Source organism: Alteromonas sp. KC3, assembly GCF_016756315.1.
In the GTDB taxonomy this organism is placed as follows: domain Bacteria; phylum Pseudomonadota; class Gammaproteobacteria; order Enterobacterales; family Alteromonadaceae; genus Alteromonas.
Window position 1 is genome coordinate 3,159,307 of the sequence record NZ_AP024235.1, and the last position, 20,740, is coordinate 3,180,046.

Sequence of the window (20,740 nt, forward strand, 5' to 3'; positions counted from 1 at the left end):
GTTAGCCAATACTTAACTACTTTTTTTTGGCATCAAGCTCAGCAACATCTTAAGCAACGGATGCTCGGTGACTTTCAATGCAGTGAACCAAAACACAGCTACAAATAAAGAGTGTAAAGAAACAACTAACAGTGACCCTGCATCCCATGAAAATACGTGAAGTGGAACTATTGGCAAAATACAAATCATCATCACAGCCATACTCTTGCTGCAAGACCTGATAAAATCACTAGGTCCAATATTAAGGTATTTATTGAGATAGAAGGAAGTGACAATAAACCTAAATAACTCCACTAGTATTAAAGACATAGCTATTGCTTCTAATCCATACGGTGCAACCAATATTAATGTCACTAATCGCGCAACTGTGGTAACAACACTTGTCCTCAAAAGCTGAACTTCTAAGCCTGTACTGGTCAGTAATTCGTTCACATACCGACTAATCGTCGCGATACCAAAAGCAACACATAGGTATGGAATAAGAACGATGGCGTCCACCCACTGTTCCCCGAATAGAACTAACACTACAAGTTCCGCATGATAGCCGAGGTAGACCAAAAACGGCCATGCGATACAGGTGACTACGCAAACTATCTCTAAGTAGGTTCCTTGAACATTTTTCTTTTCTCGTTTTAATTTTGAAAAAAGAGGAACCAAAACACGCTTTATCGCATTAAACAAAAAGTGGTCAAGCATCATAATGGCGGCAGTTCCCTTATCGAGTATCGCAACGGCCTCTTCAGTTAACAACTTTCCTACGATGATAGGCTGCCCTTGTTCATTAGAGCTATTTAGGATATTTGCCCCTCCGACTCGAAAAACAAACGGTAGCACTTGTTTAGCATATTGAAATTTTGGGAAGTAAAAACGGCGATTTGGCGCTAATAACTTAACCATAATAATGGTCGTGATTGTTGCTGATAAAGATGCATAGGCTAGACTCAGCGCACCGAACCCGTCATAAGCAAGATAGATTGCAATAGTCAGATGCACTGTTTGACTAAACACAGTAACGCAAGCAAGCCTTTTGAAATCTAGATTTCTTCTAATCTGGCTTTGTTCCAGTATACCTATAGGGATAAGCAAAAGGTTAATACAAAAAATATTGAGGATTTCGCCAATTTCAGCGTTCGAATAATATTTTCCAATTGAATCGGAAGAGCAATAAATTATGAAACTGAGTGAAATACATATAAACCATGAAACAAAAAGTGCACCCGACTTCTTTTCATCAGTTAATTGCTCTTCTTTTATCAAATAGCTTGATAGCCCCATATCTCTAAACATCTGAGCAACCGCGAAAATAGCACCTGCTATTGCAAATGTTCCGATTTCTGTTGGAGTAAGCAACCGTGCAAGAACAACTACAGAAACAATCCTAATAATGACTTCAAGATAATTTGATGCAAAAGACCACAAAAATGCACTTCTCACGGATATACCTGTAGTGAAAAACGGAAGGAAAAATATAAGAGCTAGACAAGCTATTCTGCTAGCTAAACCTTAAACCTAAAATAAAGTGGTAGATAAGGCTGACCCAATTCCATTGAAGAAAACCAAATGTTATCTACGCTGCCAATATTACTTGTTTCTTATAAGCTTGTCTTAACTAAGTACTTCTTTAATTGGAGCTAAGTAACGAGAAAAGCCTAAAGACTTTCTTTTTCAAAGAGCCTTAAAGGTTGCGCTTAGTTAACTCACGCAATGTGCATCAAGTTTAGTCATCAACGTTTGACAAAGCCTCTCCACCTCATCATTTAACTTAGTACCACTTTCTTTTTTTATAGAGCTTTTTGAAAATGTCTTTGAAAAATCATAGTCTAAAAGGTCTACTTTTAGTTTGTCAGATAGCTTTGAAAAATGTTTCTCTGGTTCAAACATGAGGTTTTCATATTTCCACAGAACCACATCTTCACGCTTTTCCAACCCTTGATAGAAAAATAGTGAGTTTCTTACAAACCAAAACAGACAAGCACAATCCAATTCTGTGAGTGAATCTGAATAAACTGCCTTTACAGTTTCAACTAATTCTTTAGGAACATTTTGTGAGCGCCAATTATTCTCATCACGATCGAGAATAGGTTGCAAATTTCCTCGGCCAGATGTTTTTGGAAACTTTTTAAGGTCAGAGAGTGCCACATCGAGATAATTCCGATACAACCAAACAGCAGTAATATTCTCAAGCGTGTCCAATAGACTAATGGCATTCTGGCTCTCGACTAAGGGCTTCATGACTATTAGAGGAGCTTTGACTTTACCTAGCGTCACTTTTACATCTGATAAACCGTTTAATCTTATGTTATTCGGGCATTCTGATGATAGCGAACTAAATTCTCCAAAAGTACGAGTGTAGGTAAAAGAGTCGAGTACTCTGGATAGTAATGTTGTGCCTGACCTTTGACACCCTAGTATCGCGACGATTCTTGACGACGAGTTAGTGGCATATCTAATTTGCTGATAGAACGGCTTAATATATTTTGAAATTTTTGTTGTGGAGTCTGTAACTTTACTTTTCATTTTGTGTTTTACTCATCAAATGTCTGTTTTGCACACCAATCCCACGTGTACTTTCCAAATACTTCAGCACGTTGCTGCCTATCATTTTCTTTAGCTAAAAGCTGTAATAGGGCATCTCTCATGTTGTGGCTGTCGTCTACGTCAACCAAAACACCCAAACCTTTTTCGCTCTCCATAATATCAGGCGCACTGCCAACCTTGGTACTTACCGCTGAGCAACCACAAGCCAATGCTTCTGTAAGCACATTGGGGCTCCCCTCCCCTCTACTTGATAAGCAAAAAACATCTGCTGCATTATACCAGTCGACTAGTGTTTCGTTAGGAACGGCACCTACAAAATGCACGAAGTTTTCTAACTCTTTTTCCCTTACCAGTTTTTTCAACTCGCTTCTGTAATCGCCTTCAGGCCCTTCTGAACCTAATATGTAGAAGTGAAACAGCTTTTCTTTCGATTCAATTTCAGCCATGGCCTTAATGACAACATCGAAGCCCTTTCGATGAATAAGCGATCCTACGCCAAGCACAATTCTATGCTCTTTCGGCAGCTTTAAAAGCGCTCTACTCTCTTCAACAGGCTTGTAGTAAAACATTTCGGTGTCTACGCCATTTCGAATTACAGTGACCTTTTCCGGGCTTACTCCCATTGATATCGCTTGATTAGCCATCTCAGTACTAAGCGAAATAATGCTATCAACTTTATTTAAATACTGTGCTACAGACGCCTGACGTACGTCACCATCTTGAATATGAAAGGCTTCCATCCCTCTAAGTGTTACTCTATACGGCACACCATAACGGTTACTTAAATAGTCACCTGTTGGAAGGTCTGGGAAAGTCCAATGCAAGTCAATCAAATCAAAATCGAAGCCTATTTCGTTAATCACCTTTTTCACTGCGCTGCGATAGGTAGGAATTTCAATCCCTTTTGCATATCCTGGAATTGACAGGTATCTGGGGTGATATATGGTCAGATTACCACGCTGGGTCTTAGCAGGAATATTCCTTAGGTGTTTAAACTTATCAATAAAGGAATGCAACGGTGACCAAGGTATAGGGTTAATAACCGTGACATCGGCATACTTAGCCATGGCATTTAAGCGGTTATACACAAATATACCGTGATTAGGTTTTTCCGAATTTGGAAACAAATAACTGATAGCGAGTATTTTTTTTCTGTTGCTAGATGACATAGCCTACTTAACTTTCCCTACAAACTTTGTGCACAAATCATTCAAGATGTTTTTTAAGTTGCTTTTTTGTTTTTCTGACCAATAACCTACGGTAAATACGATTAATAAGGGAATCAATAGAAGGCTTAATCTATAAAAAGAATCTTCGAGGTCGGTAGGTGTAATAGCAGCAATCAGCTGTATAAGTGGCCTATGAAAAAGGTAAAGCGCAAAAGTACACGCAGCAACCTTCCTGATGGCACTAGCATACCTCTCTAATATGTAGCCTCCATAATGTAATATCGACGGTGCAAAATAGAGGTGTATGCAAAACATTATTGCATCAAAGTAATCGCCATATACTTCTTTTCTAGCTATAAGGGAACTTGAAAACTCTATTTTACGTATTTCAGGACCCACAAGGACCATCGCAACTACCGCACTAAATGAAATTAGCACTGAAAGAAGTGAGTTAGTTTGGCGCGCATTATTTGACATCACTCGATATAAATAATAACCCAGTAACCAAATAGGGAAAAGCGCCACAATCGTAGGCCCGGCCAAAACTAAAATCAATGCAAGCCAAGCATACTTCCAGTTAGACTTAAAATAAAATACGGCAGCAAATGCAATGTAGTAAATCCATTCAAACGTTAATGACCAAAATGGTTGATTGATACCTGGATTTAACCCAAGGTCCCAAACATTTTGAATCATCAAGAAAGACAGGAAATATGTAAGTAGATAGCTATCAGTCTCAAACGGCCAAGGCCCTTCCGTGTAGAATTCAGGGTTAATAGAATAACCAATGGAGTCGGCAATAAAAGTGATCAACAACGCAGGAACTACAACTGAATAGAGCCTACTTACTCGTGCTATAGAGTAGTCTTTTAATTCAGTCTCTTTAGTCGATGATATATATGAAATGACGAATCCTGACATGACAAAGAATATCATCACAGCAGTTTGGTCATAATGTTTAGTCTGCCAAAACAAACCATTACTTATCTTCTGTGATGCTACATGAGAAAGAAATACTACTAATGCAGCTCCAAAGCGCCAAACATCCAGATACAAAGAAATATGCTTATTCAAATTGCACTCCGCGTTTTATTGTAACTTCAAAGTCAGACATAACATCACTGTCCCTGGTAACTATTGCGTCCAAATGACTTCCGTCATAGTAAATGAGCCTACCAGCTTTATAGGGAGTACATTCTTCTTTGCATAACCAACTGTTGAGTGATGCAAAGTGAATTTTCGGACTACTTTCAGTAAAACGACTCAGTGTTTTGTTAATCTCTTCAATCTTTTTCGTATCTGCAACATAGTCACACTTGAGCCAAGGATAAGTAATCGCTTTGGCAAGACAGTTTCTATCAAAATTATCAAACACAGGAACATTGCCCAACACAACAATCTTATGTGTTTCGCTTAGCGTAGTTAATGCTTCAAAAAAATGAATGAAGTAATCGTCATTCTTTTCTATGTAATAATGAAAGGCAGACGAGATAATAATTGTGTCGTACTGTTTCAGTGTACTTCTCACTAACTCTATAGAACTAAGACAGTCACTAAGTCGTTTTGCTGTTACAAATTTCTCTACTCCAGAAAAAATTGGAGGACATGCTGCGTGAGAAATATTTCTAAAGCTCCACTTTTGCTTATTCGCGATGCTTTCTAACACTCCGATGTACTGTGCTGCATTGGAATCTCCCCACAACAAAACCTTTGGCGTGTTTCCTTTACCTAACACACAGTTATCATCTGCTAAATGACCTTGCTCTAAACGCCAATATTGGCAAACATGTTTGTAAGAATTTGGGGCTTTCGCATTATTTTGATTTTCTACAAGCTGACTTTTGTATTGTTCACTGAAATACCTTACACCAAAGCCATCTGAATAAATCACACTAGCGCTAATAAGAGATACGAAAAAAATCGGAGCAACAGCTTGCCTTAACAATAGTTGTCGAAATGGCAAGCTCTTATGTCTGAATTTTTCTTCCACAAATCGCCAATTTAGATGGGCTAATACAAATATTAGAAAAAATAAAACTAACTGTATCAGTAGACTAGGTTCACCGTAGCCATACCGGAAAAATGCTAATAGCGGCCAATGCACAAGGTATGCAGAAAAAGAAATTTTACCTACCCATAGCAGTACCTGGTTACTTAGCAACTTTGCCAAATGCGAGTTATTGTTGAAGCCGCTCCAAATGAAACCTGCGGCAGCCAAAGTGGGTAGTAAATATAAAAAGCCTGGGAATGTATGTTCTTTATGAATAAATAAAACGGAAATAAGTAGCGCGATACATGATACGGGAAATACCCAACTCGCCTTTTTTGGTTTTTCAAGAAAACCGTAATGTAAAAGCGCAGCTAGGCCACCACCAACTAATAGCTCACCCGCTCGAGTGGGTAGCATGTAATAAACGAAAGAGTGCCGTGACGCAATTAACCACTCTGCTATACCTGCGGACAATAAAACAGTAAGTACTAACATCAACATAAATGCCGAAGCACTTAGCCTTCTGTAAAACAGCACGATAACTAAAGGCCATACAAAATAAAACTGCTCCTCAACTCCCAATGACCAATAGTGCAACAATGGTACTGTATAGCTACTAGAGGCAAAGTAACTAGTATCGTCAAACTTCCAAAAATAAACGTTGGGCAGAGAAAGCGATGACCAAATGGCGGAGGATGCTACATCGACCGCGTCATCTGGCAAGTATATGAATTGCGTTATGAGAACCGTACACCCAATTACTGACAGCGCAGCTGGCAAGATTCGTTTAATCCGCCTACTGTAGAAATCTTGAAATGAAAAACGATTCTCACTTACTGCTTTTAATATTTGCGCAGTGATTAAATAGCCCGAAATAACAAAAAATATATCAACGCCAACAAAACCACCTTCCAGATAATTGTGATTAACATGAAAAATGATCACAGCAAGCACAGCAAATGCACGCAATGCATCAATATGTGGGTGATAAGTTGTCTTACTCATGTTAGCTAGCTATTTTTTCTCAGCCACTCTTCCAACACCACCAATTGCCACAAGGTTTTATGATGGTCATACTTATCGGCGTTGTGTTCCTCAATCAGCTGCGCGATACGCTCCTTATTAAAGAACTTGTGAACTCGAGTGTCTTCAGCCAATAGTAAATTGGTTGCATACTCTCTGAGCTCATTTTGAAACATTAACTTTAAAGGTGTAGGGAAGCCCATTTTCTTTCGGTAAATAATGTCATTAGGCAAAATACCTTCCATCATTTTCTTCAATGGATATTTACCTTCACCTTTATTGATTTTGTGTTTAGAAGGAATGCTAGCGGCAAACTCTACAAGCCTGTAGTCCAAAAACGGAACACGAAGTTCAACCGATGTAGCCATGCTCATTCGATCAGCTTTAATCAACAAATCGTCCACTAACCACGTCTTCGTATCGAAATAAAGCATCTTACTTAGTTGGTCGTTGTCTTTTGTTTTATCAAACAACTTCGCTGAAAAGGCACCATGGCCAGTTTCTGTTTTGGCTTTTTCTAGCTCTACTTTAAAATCAGGACGGTACAAAGCCTCTTTTTGCGCATCGGGGTATGTCGACATACCTTTGTAACGCTTTTCTATGGGTTGCGTTGCCATATTTAAGTATTTAGATACCTTGTGGCTTTTACCCAATACTTTATTGGCAATTCCTGCAAAAAGGTCTGTGCCTTTTTGACCAACGACACCGCGGTACTTTTCTAACACATTCATATACTGATACAGGTCGTAACCAGCAAATATTTCGTCAGAGCCCTCACCTGAAAGCGCAACGGTCACTTTTTCTTTTGCCAATTTTGAAACAAAAAACAGGGAAATAGCGGCAGCCTCGGTGACAGGCTCATCCATTAAGTGAATATATTCAGGAATAAAGTCGGCAAACTGTTGAGGGGTAATCTTTAACTCATGATGATCAGTACCAAACTTGTCTGCCACCATTCTGGCGTACTGTGTTTCATCAAAGTTCTTACCAAAATCGTAGGCTATCGAAAACGTTTTTAATGGCTCTTTAACTTTGTCCGCAAGCAGCCCAACTACTGCACTTGAATCAATGCCACCACTTAAGAAAATACCGAGCGGCACATCACTTCTTAACCGCAAATCGATGGCACTTTCAAGTAACCGTTTACTCTCATTTAAGTAATAATCGAAACCTTTGTCTTCGTCATTATTAAATGTTAAATCCCACCATTGCGTGATTTTCATTTCGCGACCTTTCACAATGGCGTAGTGCCCTGGCATTAGTCGGTTAACGCCTTTGTGCAAGGTTTTTTCACCAGGTATGTATCCAAAGCTCATGTAGTCATCGATGAGTTCGACATTAAGTTCTGGAAGCGCGCTTAACCCTTTTAGTATTGCTTTGGTTTCAGAGGCGAAGATAAGCTCATGCTCATCTTGATAGTAATAAACAGGTTTAATGCCCAAACGGTCTCGGGCTAAAAATAGGGTTTCGGTTTCATTGTCGTATATAGCAATGGCGAACATACCATTGAAGCGATTTAAGCAATCTTCGCCCCACTCAATGTACGCACTTAAAATAACTTCAGTATCAGTGCCCGTTTCAAACGTATAACCTTTTTTCTGAAGTTCGGCCCTAATTTCAATGTAATTATACACTTCGCCGTTATACGAAATAACGAAACGACCATTCTCTTCTACCCTAGGTTGGTGGCCAGCGGGCGTCGGATCTAATATGCTTAAACGCAAATGAGCAAGACCACAGTGCAAATTGTTGGAAATCCAAATTCCGTTGCTGTCTGGACCACGATACGGCATTGTGTCTCGCATTGAGGCAAGTCGTTGTTCATCAACCGTATTAGTAAAATTTAGCGTTCCTAATATCCCGCACATTTTCAGAAAATCCTATTAACTATATTCATACTCTTTTCCAGCAGCGGGCAGAGCGTGTTGTATTTATCATTTTTTTGAATAACAGAGATTGTTTATTTTTTCTCATGCTTCATTTCTTTACCACTACTCTTTCTCAACCCAAAGTAAAGTCGTAAAAGCAATGCGTTTATAAGGTTGGGGTAGCTACAATGTTAGTAGCGTTGATATCCCTGCGGCTTCTGTTTTGCTTAAGATCACACCGTCAAATTCAAAAACATCATCTGTCAAAAAATCATGTTTGATTTTACTTTTGTAAAAAGAAGGATCTTTAATCTCATTTCCCAAAGAAGCTAGATAACTCTCCGGAGTTTGTCCATAGTGGTTCATCCAGCTTTTATACAATGAAGTCAGAAAATGCAGATCGCCACTACCTACGGTTGACTCTAGGCCAAAGCATTTTGTAACAGATAATGAACTTGCTGCCAAAACAGTTTTTAGAAAGCTTCTTCTACTTGTCATGTTTTACACTCCACTCTTAAGGTGGTCTGCTAATCGTACGGATATCGCGGAAATCGTCAGCGTTGGAGGTACGTGGCTACCAGTCGGAAAAACGCTAGAACCAGCAACGTATAAATTACCAACATCAAACACTTTACAGTTTTTGTCCACAACGCCATTCTCTGGTGTATCAGACATACGAGTAGTTCCCATGTGATGATGCCCAAAGCCCATTTGGTCACCGAAAAGTCTTGATGCTCTCTCTTTTAGTAACCTGAGTCTTCCGATTGAGGTAATACCCATGTCTCTCGCGAAAACTTCAAGAGACCTCCACATTAGCTCTCTATTTCGCTTCGATACCTGCCATTCGATTGAAAGTTTGTTTAACCCAAATTTATCTTTTTTAGATGAAAGGTAAATGCGGTTATTTCGCTCAGGTAGCTGCTCCACCATCATAGGTATTTGGTACCCCAACTTATCTTTAGCACTTTCAAAAATTTTCGTGTCAAACTGCTTTCTAGCAACAGCCTCAATTACCATATCCGCATCGAGGATCAAGTTGCCATAATGGGTGAACAAATCTTCTGGAAGTTCGCCTTTTATCAAAGCATTTTTCAGAATATGAAACGACGATACGCCGTCAGACATACCATATTCTGTGCCGCTTACAACTGGCATTCTCAGGTTTATAAGCTCTTCTTCTCTCAAAGCCTTTTCGGTCAACTCAAAGAAAGCAACTAAGAACCTCTGCCCTTCAAAGCGGCTCATTGAGTCTAATTTTGCAACATCACTAATAAGATGAGCAGCGTTCATTGTGGGATGATCCATAAAATACCTTCCCACGTTGTCGTTCTTGTTACCTACCTTGTTTTTATACTTCTCGTTAAACAACAGAAGCATACGCGCATTTTCCATACCTCCCATAGAAAGTACAAATCGATCCGCAACCACTTTATGTGTTTTTCCATTGTAAGATGTAAAAGAAGCGGAAATGATGCGTTTATCAGACTCATCAAACTCTAAATCAACTACACTTGCATACGTATAAAGTTTTACGTTATCGCTTTCAACAAGAGGCTTACCATGTGACACGTAGAATCGAGTAGGAGGTAAAGACGCTTTAGCTATGCCTAGTCGAGAAAACTTAGCTTCTGAAAGCAAGTCGGTTAATCCCATTGATGGCAACCAATATTCACTTGAGTAACCATCATCGCCTGTTTGACAGTACATAGCAGCCTTTTCATAGTAAGGCATCATTTCGTTGTAGCTAATTGGCCAACCACTGTGTTCTAGCCAATCCCTCTTTTCAAAGTCTATAGGAGAAAAAGGAGACGTATTATTAGCCCAGTGGTTACTGGCACCACCTAAAAAACGAAGTCGTGATATTTTAGGGTCAGGATAAAACTCTGGAACGCTGTCAGCTTCGTAAAGCTCTTGAACTTGGGCTTCATACTGCTCTCCGCCAGCATCTAATAGAACTACATCTAGAGCAGTCCCATTGAGTTCATTTGCCAATGTTATCCCGGCAGGCCCACCGCCTAAGATACAGATGTCAGTATTAATTACTTCACCTTCGTTCAGTGTGCGTCCATCAATTAGCATTTTGATTCCTAGTTAATGACTGTTCTAAAAGTCTATTTATTATTGGTATTAGCGCAATAAGCCACACGGCGATCTCAAAGATTTTGTTGTTTGAAAACATTCCAGCGATCAAATAACAAACAAAACCCAAGCACAGACCAGCTTGAATTAATAGTAATTCGTTATCAACTTTTGCTTCGGTCTTTATCACTTTTCTCACTTTGAGCAAACTCTTAAATAAAGACAAGCTAATTAGCGCATAGAGGGTAACACCGATTATCCCATGATCTGTTAGCATACCCATTAAAAAGTTATGTGACGCCCTTCTTTGTACTACCTGCTCTCCAGACTTCACTTTGGACAAATACTCTTGAGGGATATACAACGGACTTAAAACCAATGTTGTACGGTGCCCCTGACCTAATAAAGGCTTCTCTTTAAAAATTTCGTATTGCGCTTTAATAATAACTAGCCTTGATGCCGCACTCTTGTCTTGAATTTCGCCAAAGCTATTTTGTTGAGTGCTCTTGAAGCGCTCGACAATCTGAGGGCCCATTAGCAAACCAAAAGCTACCGCACCAAGAATGGCCAATGAAAAGAAGACTTTTTTAACGCTAGGCGGCACAAAGAAAATAGCAACTACGCCAGTGAGCACCAGAGATAACAATGCCCCACGACTCTCTGTTAACATAATGGTATTTAGAATCACCAGCACGGCGAAGAGCAATAAATACTTTATCTTTCCAATTTTTATTAATAACAGATATGAAGAGATAACAAGCAGAATCGATAGATGCTGGCCCAGCCCATTAGCAGACTCGACTCCGGGCCCACCAACGCCCTCAAGCCTTCCTCCACCATACGAATACCCTAAATAACCAAAATATAGTGCCCCAAGCGCGTTACAGATAATAAAGCCAATAACGTCTTCTTTGGTTTTTAAACATTGCTGTATTAAGAGAATAAGAATGAAGTATTTGACCACTAACAACACAAAAATTGTGTGAAAAGCACTGTTCAATACCCAAAGGTATTGAGCTAACAGGTAAAGCAAAAATACTAAGTAGTACTTTGACTCTTTTGAGCTGAGCCAACGCCCCTTTTTCTTTGAAAAAAATACGGCTACCAAGGTGACGAGCGCCGCTAAGAAAGACCACCTTAGATCTGGCAGAGACTGTCCCCACCAGCGGCCAACGGGGTGTGCATAGAATGCTAAAAGATAAGCATATAACCCCCACTTGGGATCTTTGCTAAACGCCCTGAATAAACATCCAAAGTATGCAGCAAGAAATGCTATTGCTGTCAAAGACAATGCGAATCCTCTACTTTACCCATATACGATCAGCTAAGAGATAGCCTTGTTCGACTTCTCTAGCGTGTACTTCTATTGTGAGATTGTGCTGCCGAGCCAATAACGCCATATCAAACATTGCCCGGCCATGTGAATTTTGAATATCAAAGGCAAACGCACTTCCTGAAGAAATAGCATATCCAAAATCAGATGCACTCTTAGTGTCAATATTACCGTCAATAAACACCAAACCCAGACCATCACTATTCAGATAGACTTGTGTGGTTTTACCAACAAATTTACAGTACGGCGTTGACGTTTTACTTGGCTTACAAATCGCAATTGATTCATTACCTTTTAGAACAAGTACACTACCCAACGCTATAAGTAATACGAATAACACAGCCAGACTAATTATGCGCTTCATTTGCTACTCTCTTTGCCAAATCAACAACCTTTCTCGCATTCTCTTGCCACACAAACTGCTTATCTAATACGCTTTGCTTAACCGCTCTGCGTTTGCAGTCTAAAACTTTGTATGACGTGATTGCAGTAGTAAGCGCTTTTTTGAAGTCAGCCTTGTCGCCTTTTTCAAAGAAGAGCGCTGTATCGTCACTTAGTATTTCCTGAATATTCGACGTTTTCGGTGCCACTATTAAAGCACCAACGGCCATATACTCGAACATTTTCAAAGGTGATGCATAAGCGGTTACATCAGGCTGTAACGCAATGTCGAATTCTTTTACAAAATCCAATACTTTATCTCGTGTAACTAGACCTTTGAACTCCACTTTTTCCGAAATGCCTAGCGTCTCAGCTTGCTGCCTTAAGTCAGGTAAAATATTTCCATCACCCACACAAATTAAGCGCAGCGGAAGTTCCTTGTGTTCTGCAATTGCCTCTAAAGCTTTGTCCATTCCGTGCCATGGGTGAATAAAACCAGTAAATCCAATAACAATTTCTTGTTTATTAACGTTGATGTCATGTTGCATCATTTCATCAATAAACTGCTGCCTTACACCATTGTGAATAACCGTTATTCTTGACTCTGGAATATCGGCCTCTCGCATGTAATCAGCCAAAACATCAGTAACAGGCAAGCAATGTGTGGCTCCTCTCCAGGTAAAGTCTTCTATCTTTTTGGCAAAACCTTGTAACGCCAGACCACTATATTTTGCGCGCTCTTCAGCAAGAGGGGCATTAATTTCTAGTAGCAAAGGAATATTGAATAACTTTGCTGCTAGCACTCCCGCAGGTTGATAAAGGTTATAACGCTCGTAAATAACTTCGGGCTTAAACTTTAAAATAGCAACCACAAGCTTGATGAAAACCCATGCGCTGTAGCTCAGCTCAAGGATTTCATACAACGCTTTGGGTAATGCTTTTTTGAGTTTACTTACAAAACCGCCATCACCACCGAAATCCGCATTTTCATTAACTTGCGGCGCAACAAAATGAAGTTCGTGCCCTAACTCGTCAAGCGCGTTAGTTAATTCTTCGACATGAACATACTGCCCATCTTTCGAGGCAATTCTATGGTGATACAATATTTTCACTTTTTTGTGTTCCAAAGTGTTTTTCTAAAAATGCGTTAAAAATAAGAAGTGACCAAATAGTCATCCCATGCTCGTGACCACGCTCGTGATGCTCATCTAGCAGTATGCTGATACCGTCTAGAGAAAATAGTCCAGTTTGCGCTAGCGCCCCCTCTGAAAGTTTACTTTTCAAACTCTCTTTGGGAATCTGTCGAAGCCACTCGTCAATGGGTGATGAAAACCCCATTTTGTTTCGCTTAGTGACAAATGAGGGAAGCAAGTGTTTAAATCCGTTGACCAGAAGTCTTTTGGTTTGGCCCCACGATAAATTGAGCGATGGAGATGCAGCCAGCGTGCGCTCCACCAGGTGATGATCTAAATAAGGCACGCGCACTTCAAGCGAGTTTTTCATGCTTGCACGGTCTACTTTGGTAAGAATGCCACCTGCAAGATAGGTTTTAAAATCTATAAGCTGAATAGCTTTGAGGCTGTTAGTGCTTTTGCATTTCTTCGCTATATCATCAAACATGTTCAAACTACTGTAGCCATGTAATTGCGCTTTAAGTTGCGGCGAATACAAGCGGGCTAATTCATTTTGATGCGTGATAGAAATAGCATTGTGATAACTGGTTATTGCGCTACCAGACAAAGCATTTAAGGTTGTTTTACCGCGCAAAAATTTCGGAGCAGTTTTAAGGTTGGGATAGAGCTTTGCCAATGTACCAAACATTTTTTTGCGTACGCCGTCAGGCAAACACTTGCGGATTTTCTCTTCAACCCACAGCATTTTGTGATTGCGATAACCGTATAACAACTCATCAGCACCGTCACCAGACAGCGCTACTTTGACATGCTGCGCCGCTACACCCGATAGAATGAATGTTGGAATAGCCGAATTATCTGCAAAGGGTTCATCGTAAATATCAACCAAGGTCTCCATAAAGGTTAAATCATTAATGGAAACACTGGTGTTCAAATGCTTAAACCCTAACTGCGTGGCCAACTGCTTCGCATAAAAAGATTCATCATACTTAGATAAGTCAAAGCCAATTGAAAAGGTATTTATAGGTACTTCAGAGTGCTTTTGCATTACAGCAGAAATCACTGATGAATCAATACCACCTGAAAGGAAACTGCCCAGCGGAACATCAGCTACCATACGCAGCGTAATCGCCTCTTCCGTCAGCCGAGCGAACTCTTCACCTATGTCTTGCTCGCGGGTAATTTCATCAGAAACAAAATTTTCAATTTCCCAATAACACTCCGGAGTTACATCACGCGCTGGGTCACTTAAATCTATTGAAATAACATGTGCTGGCGGTAATTTGAATACTTCTTTGAAGATGGTTTTAGGGTCGGCCACATAGCCTAGCGAGAAAAAGTCTTCAATGGCGCAAGGGTTCAATTGTTTTTCAATATCTGGATGCGCAGTAATAGCTTTAAGCTCAGACGCAAATAACAAATCGCCTTGAGATGTTCTTGCCCAGTGTAACGGTTTAATACCTAAACGGTCTCTGGCTACAAACAGTGTATTTTGACGCTTGTCATAAATAACAAATGCGAACATGCCACGCAATTTATGAACCGCTGATACGCCCCACTCTTTCCATGCGAATAACAAAACTTCAGAATCGCATTGCGAAGCAAAAACATGCCCTAAAGCTTCTAGTTCACATTTTAGTTGCTTGAAATTATAAATTTCTCCGTTGTAACTTAATACAACGCCATCACTTTCAAGGGGTTGCTTGCCATTTTCAACATCTAAAATTGATAGTCGCTTGTGCCCCAATCCCACATTGCCGTCAATATAGTACCCTTCTCCATCAGGGCCTCTATGATGAAGCGTTGCTGTCATTGAACGCAAAGTAGACTCGTCAACTTTTCCGTCAGTTGTCGCTTTTACCCAAGCCACTACGCCACACACGGGAGCTATCTCCTTTGAATTCGCTTGTAAAGTCCATTTAAACCCCAGAAGTATCTATGCTTTTTCATAAGGTAAAAAATGCCCGCGAGATGCGAAAAATGGAATTTATTTAGCTTAAAACCGCGCGACAATTCCTGCGCGTCATGAATTACGGATACATCTGGAACGTAGTGAATCTGGAAGCCAGCCTCCCAAATACGAATGCAGTAATCGACATCTTCTGGGGAGTAGAAGATCTTTTCATCTAACATTCCCACTTTATCTACAACGTGCTTAGGCAACATCCAACATGCTGATATAGCATAATCAACCGCAACAGGATCGCTGACTAGAGATAAGTCATTGGGTTTTTGTTCCATCTTCTTCAAAAATAGGAAACGCTTTGCTTTACCCCATAGCGTGGGAAACTTGTCACATGAAAGCTGGAAATTACCAGATGCATAAGTCACTTTTGGCACAGCTAAGCCCACTTGCTTATTTTGCTCTAGGTAACTGATTAATCGCTTAAGTGCTTCTGCATTAACGTAGGCATCGGAGTCTAAAACTAACACGTGCTTGCCTGATGCACGCTTTAGTGCTTGATTTCTTGAAAATGTTGTACCGGTGTTTTCACCAAGATTTATTACGTGTAGCGCGCTACCAAACTTGTCAGCGTATTGGTTAATACATTCAAGTGAATTATCCACCGATCCATTTTCAACGACAAAAACTTCGCCGGTTAACTCTGCACTTTGTAACGCGTCAAAAAGTGCGGTTAAGCACTTGCCTATATGCTTTTCAGAGTTAAAAGACAGAATTACTACTGAAATATCCACTTGCTCACTCACTCTTTTGTTGTTCTAGTTTTATCAGCGCTTCGATCAAGCTTTGTTGTGATACGTTCCCTTCAGATGCAGCATATAATGCCACACCACCAAAGTCATTAAGAGAAAGCTTATTCAATACTTGCATCCCTTTCACAGTGATAGGATTTACCGTGTATACATCACCAACTTTCCACATATATACCAGGTGAATTGATCTGCCCGTGCCATTTTTCAGCTGCAAATACTTATAGTGGAATCGCTGCTGTGCACTATCTATTACTCGCGCCTCAGACTCTGCCACCGACCAAACTTCAGGGTCATATGGCTTGTTGTTCCATGTAACTAACTCTTTCTCTTCGTTTTCGGTCACATAGGTAATTTCATGCAGTATGATAGTCGCTTCGTTGATTTGAACTGTCTCAAAACGATATTCGTCAAAACCCGTATAAATTGGTTGCCAACCCGATAGTGATTTAATGTCGGTTAGTACTACCCCATCTTCACTCACTTTCTCCAGTGCCTGTGTTTGCTGACTATGGAAAGCCCCCATGAAAACAGGACCTAATGCGATTACAATGACTGCTGCAGCGAAACGCTTCTTAGGCAACGCCACTGTCGTTGTACTGTCATTAAATTTGGGCACGTATTTTTCGTCATAGAAGAGGCGTGAAAATGCGAGCACTAAGGCTGTAACAAAGAAGAAGAATACCCATCCGTAAACAAGATGGTCAAACCCAACGGCCGCCTCCATATTACTTACATGGCCTATATAAACCATGATAAATGCGCGCATACCATTGGCAAGGATTGGAATAACAAGTACACAGGCAAGAAAAACGGCTTGTTTAATTCTAGAACGAATTTCCAAGTGCGCAATAAGTAAGCCAATGGTTATAGTAGAAAATAAGAAGCGAATACCGCTGCAGGCTTCAGCGACATGGAAAAGTCCCTCTGGAATCTGTAAATACCATCCCTCACGGTAAACGGGCACGCCTACCACTTTTAGCATCATTACAGTTAAATCGGCCGTCACTTCCTGAAGATGCGGAATCATAAACTCGCCGAAAGGCACAGACAGAATTAGGAAAAAAAGTGGAAAGAATAAATGCCGCAGTGTGACAAAGCCAAAAATTCCCCATACAAAGAAAAGGGGCATAGACATAAGCGCAAATTGCTGCAATGCGTTTATTAAAGATAGTTTGCCCACCACAAAGAGCAGAACGGCCGCTAGCAATCCAGCAAAGCCTAGAATTACATCTATATTGCGTCGACGAGCCAATCCGAAGGCATAACGCTTTCGGTAAATCAACCAAATAGCAATGGGTGCGATAATAACCGCATGTTCAAAGGTGGTCGACTCGAACCACGTTAAAACAATTTGTTCAAACGTACTGAAATAGGCAATCAGCCAAAGCACTGCAAGGGCCAGTAAGCAGGCCGCTTGCATAGGCACTATAGTAACGTTTCGATATGTATTAGGGACATCATTTGATATAGACGTCATACATGCTACCCCAGTTAAAATCCTTTAACAGCTTTTCAATTTTGGATTCCATTCTTGAGAGGTTGATGTAATGCCTGAACTTAGACCGCCAATTTGCCTCTTTTATATATGGCTGATCAGGGTCTATTTCCCAAGGGTGAAAGTAAAAGCTATACGGAGCGCTTTCCGCTTCCATGAACGCCATAATACGCTTTTTAGAAAGCCAATACGGGTAGAGCCTATAGAAGCCTCCGCCGCCTATGCCCACGTTTGTTCCCTTCTTGCGAATGGTAGGAATAGGTATCTCAGTGATACCCTCCTTGCGTTCGTATTTAAATCTTGGCCACTGCGGAACACCATATAAATCGTGTTCGATTGGATAGGTGCTAGATGAATAGACGAAACCTTGTTCAACAAGCACGTCGTACACCCATGTATTCGAATCGTTAACTGAAAAGCTAGGCGCTCTGTAGCCTTTTATTGCTGTACCGCCCACGTCTTCAAGGATAGATTTGCTCGCATAAACATCTTCCTTGAACTGACTTTGTGACATAGTTGTCGCACGTTGGTGTTCTAGACCATGACTTGCAAGCTCATGACCTTCGTCGACAATTCGCTTAATCACGTCAGGGCAACGCTTAGCTACCCAACCTAACGTAAAAAATGTCGACTTCACGTTATTTTCGGCAAAAAGATCGAGTAAGCGATGCGTATTTTGTCCAACTCGCAGCTGTTGAGAATCCCAGCTTTCCTTATTGATGACATCTTCAAAGGCAGATACTTGAAAGTAATCTTCTACATCTACAGTCATCGCATTAAGGCGACTATCTAACTTCATTTCTATCGCCCTTTACCGAATAAAACAATTTCAACGGTTCTTATCAAAATTAGAATATCAAGCAGCAAACTTTGATGTTTTACGTAGTAAAGATCAAATTTAAGCTTTTCCATTGAGTCTTCAACGCTTGCACCGTAGGGGTAATTCAACTGTGCCCAACCCGCCAATCCTGGCTTCACGTTGTGACGTTGATTGTAGTAAGGTACTTCTCTTACAAGCTGCTCTACAAACTGTGGTCTTTCAGGGCGTGGACCAATAAACGCCATCTCGCCTCTAAATACGTTCAGTAACTGAGGTAATTCGTCTATGCGGTATTTACGGATAAAATGACCAATACGTGTAACACGATCATCATTTTTACTTGCCCATTTCGCACCGTCTTTCTCTGCGTCTGGGCGCATGCTTCTAAATTTTATAATTTTGAACAGTTTTCCGTTCAGTCCAACACGCTCTTGTTTGTAGAAAACAGAAACACCTGTGCGTCTTCCATCGTCTAAGTAAATGAAAGCGGCAGTAAATAGCATTATGGGCCAAACAAAAAACAGAATAAATATGGCGAGTACGGCATTTAAGGTGTAATCCAATGCATCTCGTAAATAGTTCTGGCTCTGAAAACCATTTGAATAAATAACCCAGCTCGGGTACATCAGGTTCACAACAATTTGACCAGTCTCGCGCTCCATAAAATCGAGTAATTCAGTTACTTCGATTCCACGTAAACGACAGTCAAATAACACCTCAACAGGCAAAGTACCTCTGCGTTGGTCACACGCGATAACGATTTCTTCAATGTCGTTGTCAGCAATAAATTGCTGGAAGCTATCGTCAATTTTCAGATGTATGATTTTTTCTTTTCTAATGCCATCTTCACGGTTATCGCCAGGAATAGGAATAAAACCCACTAACTCAAAACCAATTCGATCTACGTCGCGGCGCATTCTCTTTTCAATAATGGAAGCACGTTCTCCTGCACCTAATACAAGAATACGAACTTTCCCTAAGCCAAGTAGCCCTAAACGATTAGTGAAATACCGAAATACCACTAGTGTGATTATAATTGAGCTAACAGCAGCGGGTAAAAAGTAGGAGTCCATTACCAGTTCGTCAAAGAATGCACGACTAAGCACTTCAACTAAAAAGTAACTAAGACCTACACTTACAAAGATACGACGAATGATGCCGCGGAATGTTTCACGAAGCTTGGCCTCGTATAATCCCACTGACAATGAACAAAGCAGTATAGAAACGGTGAGCATGCCCACATTAATAATGAGCTTTTCTACCGAGACCGTTGCTGACATACCTATTTGAGTAAGTATGAAATGGGAAATGTACCCCATGTATGCAATGAGCAACGCCTCTGTTACTACTAAAATATTTGAGCGTTTATTTTGATTGCGCTTGTTTACTGCCACCCCTGGCCCCCTAAAACTACAGCGATATTTCCCATCATAAAGGGATTTATTCCAATAGACTAGAATTGTTATTGGCATTATAGTGACATTTACCGTAGGGTAAACGACTAAAGTACAATTTAACCATAATGAGTGTAGGATGATCTCTTATGTTCCGTTTTAGAACGCTACTTACTTGCTGTGCAACATTAGTTTTAATAGGCCTTAGTGGTTGTAGTAACACTGGCGTTTTGCCACAAGCAACAACCCGCGCGTCGCTGACTACCGACGTTAACGACTACCAATACCTTATTGGTCCAGGTGATTCGCTGACCATCTTCGTCTGGCGTAACCCTGAAGTGTCTGGCAACTTTATTGTTCGCCCCGACGGAAAGGTAACCACATCGCTAGTTGAAGATATTGACGTTGCGGGAAGAACTCCCACCATGCTCGCTCGTGAAATAGAAGAACAACTATCTACTTATATTAACAACCCACGCGTGACAGTAAGTGTTAACAACTTTACAGGGCCATTAAGTGAGCAGGTTCGAGTTATTGGTGAAGCAACTAATCCAAGCGCTGTGAGTTACACAGAACACATGACATTGCTAGATTTGATGATAGCGGTGGGTGGTCTTACCGAATTTGCTAACGGTAACGGGGCAAAACTTGTACGTGTAGTAAATGGTAATCAGAAAACGTTCGATATTAATATTGACGATCTTATTCGCGACGGTGATATCTCAGAAAACGTGGATATGTTACCGGGTGATATCGTTATTATTCCAGAAGCCTGGTTCTAGTTGTTAAGTAGTATACGGAA

At 40.5% G+C, this 20,740-nt stretch carries 17 protein-coding genes; 1 reads left to right on the plus strand and 16 read right to left on the minus strand.

The genetic code is table 11. The annotated features are described in order from the left end of the window. Positions 1–12: 12 nt before the first annotated feature. The 16 genes from JN178_RS14095 to JN178_RS14170 all read right to left on the minus strand — a co-directional run bounded on the left by JN178_RS14095 (position 13) and on the right by JN178_RS14170 (position 19,938). A complete protein-coding gene (locus tag JN178_RS14095; protein ID WP_202262090.1) occupies positions 13–1,434 on the minus strand; it encodes an oligosaccharide flippase family protein in 1,422 nt (473 codons plus the stop codon). Positions 1,435–1,692: 258 nt separating this feature from the next. Next, a complete protein-coding gene (locus tag JN178_RS14100; protein WP_202262091.1) occupies positions 1,693–2,517 on the minus strand; it encodes a sulfotransferase domain-containing protein in 825 nt (274 codons plus the stop codon). Positions 2,518–2,525: 8 nt separating this feature from the next. Next, on the minus strand, positions 2,526–3,707 hold the full coding sequence (locus JN178_RS14105) for a glycosyltransferase (protein WP_202262092.1): 1,182 nt from the start codon (positions 3,705–3,707) through the stop codon (positions 2,526–2,528). Between the two features lie 3 nt (positions 3,708–3,710). Beyond that, positions 3,711–4,781, minus strand: coding sequence for an acyltransferase family protein (locus JN178_RS14110; RefSeq protein ID WP_202262093.1), 1,071 nt, complete (start codon positions 4,779–4,781; stop codon positions 3,711–3,713). Then, complete coding sequence (locus JN178_RS14115; protein WP_202262094.1) at positions 4,774–6,702, minus strand: acyltransferase family protein; 1,929 nt, start codon at positions 6,700–6,702, stop codon at positions 4,774–4,776. The genes JN178_RS14110 and JN178_RS14115 overlap by 8 nt, the downstream gene beginning before the upstream one ends. A gap of 5 nt (positions 6,703–6,707) precedes the next feature. Further along, on the minus strand, positions 6,708–8,588 hold the full coding sequence (gene asnB / locus JN178_RS14120) for an asparagine synthase (glutamine-hydrolyzing) (protein ID WP_202262095.1): 1,881 nt from the start codon (positions 8,586–8,588) through the stop codon (positions 6,708–6,710). Between the two features lie 183 nt (positions 8,589–8,771). Next, complete coding sequence (locus JN178_RS14125; RefSeq protein WP_202262096.1) at positions 8,772–9,086, minus strand: hypothetical protein; 315 nt, start codon at positions 9,084–9,086, stop codon at positions 8,772–8,774. 3 nt (positions 9,087–9,089) lie between these two features. Next, a complete protein-coding gene (locus JN178_RS14130; RefSeq protein WP_202262097.1) occupies positions 9,090–10,667 on the minus strand; it encodes a GMC oxidoreductase in 1,578 nt (525 codons plus the stop codon). Then, complete coding sequence (locus JN178_RS14135; RefSeq protein WP_202262098.1) at positions 10,657–11,958, minus strand: O-antigen ligase family protein; 1,302 nt, start codon at positions 11,956–11,958, stop codon at positions 10,657–10,659. The genes JN178_RS14130 and JN178_RS14135 overlap by 11 nt, the downstream gene beginning before the upstream one ends. Before the next feature lie 10 nt (positions 11,959–11,968). Further along, a complete protein-coding gene (locus JN178_RS14140) occupies positions 11,969–12,364 on the minus strand; it encodes a hypothetical protein (RefSeq protein ID WP_202262099.1) in 396 nt (131 codons plus the stop codon). Further along, a complete protein-coding gene (locus JN178_RS14145) occupies positions 12,348–13,493 on the minus strand; it encodes a glycosyltransferase (RefSeq protein ID WP_202262100.1) in 1,146 nt (381 codons plus the stop codon). Before JN178_RS14145 ends, JN178_RS14140 begins: the two co-directional genes overlap by 17 nt. Further along, positions 13,471–15,396: an asparagine synthase (glutamine-hydrolyzing) gene (asnB, locus tag JN178_RS14150; RefSeq protein ID WP_202262101.1), complete on the minus strand. Its 1,926-nt coding sequence runs from the start codon at positions 15,394–15,396 to the stop codon at positions 13,471–13,473. The genes JN178_RS14145 and asnB (JN178_RS14150) overlap by 23 nt, the downstream gene beginning before the upstream one ends. Before the next feature lie 5 nt (positions 15,397–15,401). Beyond that, positions 15,402–16,211 (minus strand): glycosyltransferase family 2 protein, encoded by an 810-nt coding sequence (locus JN178_RS14155; RefSeq protein ID WP_226433010.1) that lies wholly within the window; start codon positions 16,209–16,211, stop codon positions 15,402–15,404. A gap of 4 nt (positions 16,212–16,215) precedes the next feature. After that, a complete protein-coding gene (gene xrtA, locus JN178_RS14160) occupies positions 16,216–17,706 on the minus strand; it encodes an exosortase A (RefSeq protein WP_202262103.1) in 1,491 nt (496 codons plus the stop codon). Next, a complete protein-coding gene (locus JN178_RS14165) occupies positions 17,687–18,523 on the minus strand; it encodes an XrtA system polysaccharide deacetylase (RefSeq protein WP_202262104.1) in 837 nt (278 codons plus the stop codon). Before JN178_RS14165 ends, xrtA begins: the two co-directional genes overlap by 20 nt. Before the next feature lie 2 nt (positions 18,524–18,525). Continuing rightward, positions 18,526–19,938, minus strand: coding sequence for a TIGR03013 family XrtA/PEP-CTERM system glycosyltransferase (locus JN178_RS14170; RefSeq protein ID WP_202262105.1), 1,413 nt, complete (start codon positions 19,936–19,938; stop codon positions 18,526–18,528). A gap of 149 nt (positions 19,939–20,087) precedes the next feature. Here JN178_RS14170 and JN178_RS14175 point away from each other — a divergent pair, with 149 nt between their 5' ends. Further along, a complete protein-coding gene (locus JN178_RS14175; protein WP_202262106.1) occupies positions 20,088–20,720 on the plus strand; it encodes an XrtA/PEP-CTERM system exopolysaccharide export protein in 633 nt (210 codons plus the stop codon). Positions 20,721–20,740: the final 20 nt, after the last annotated feature.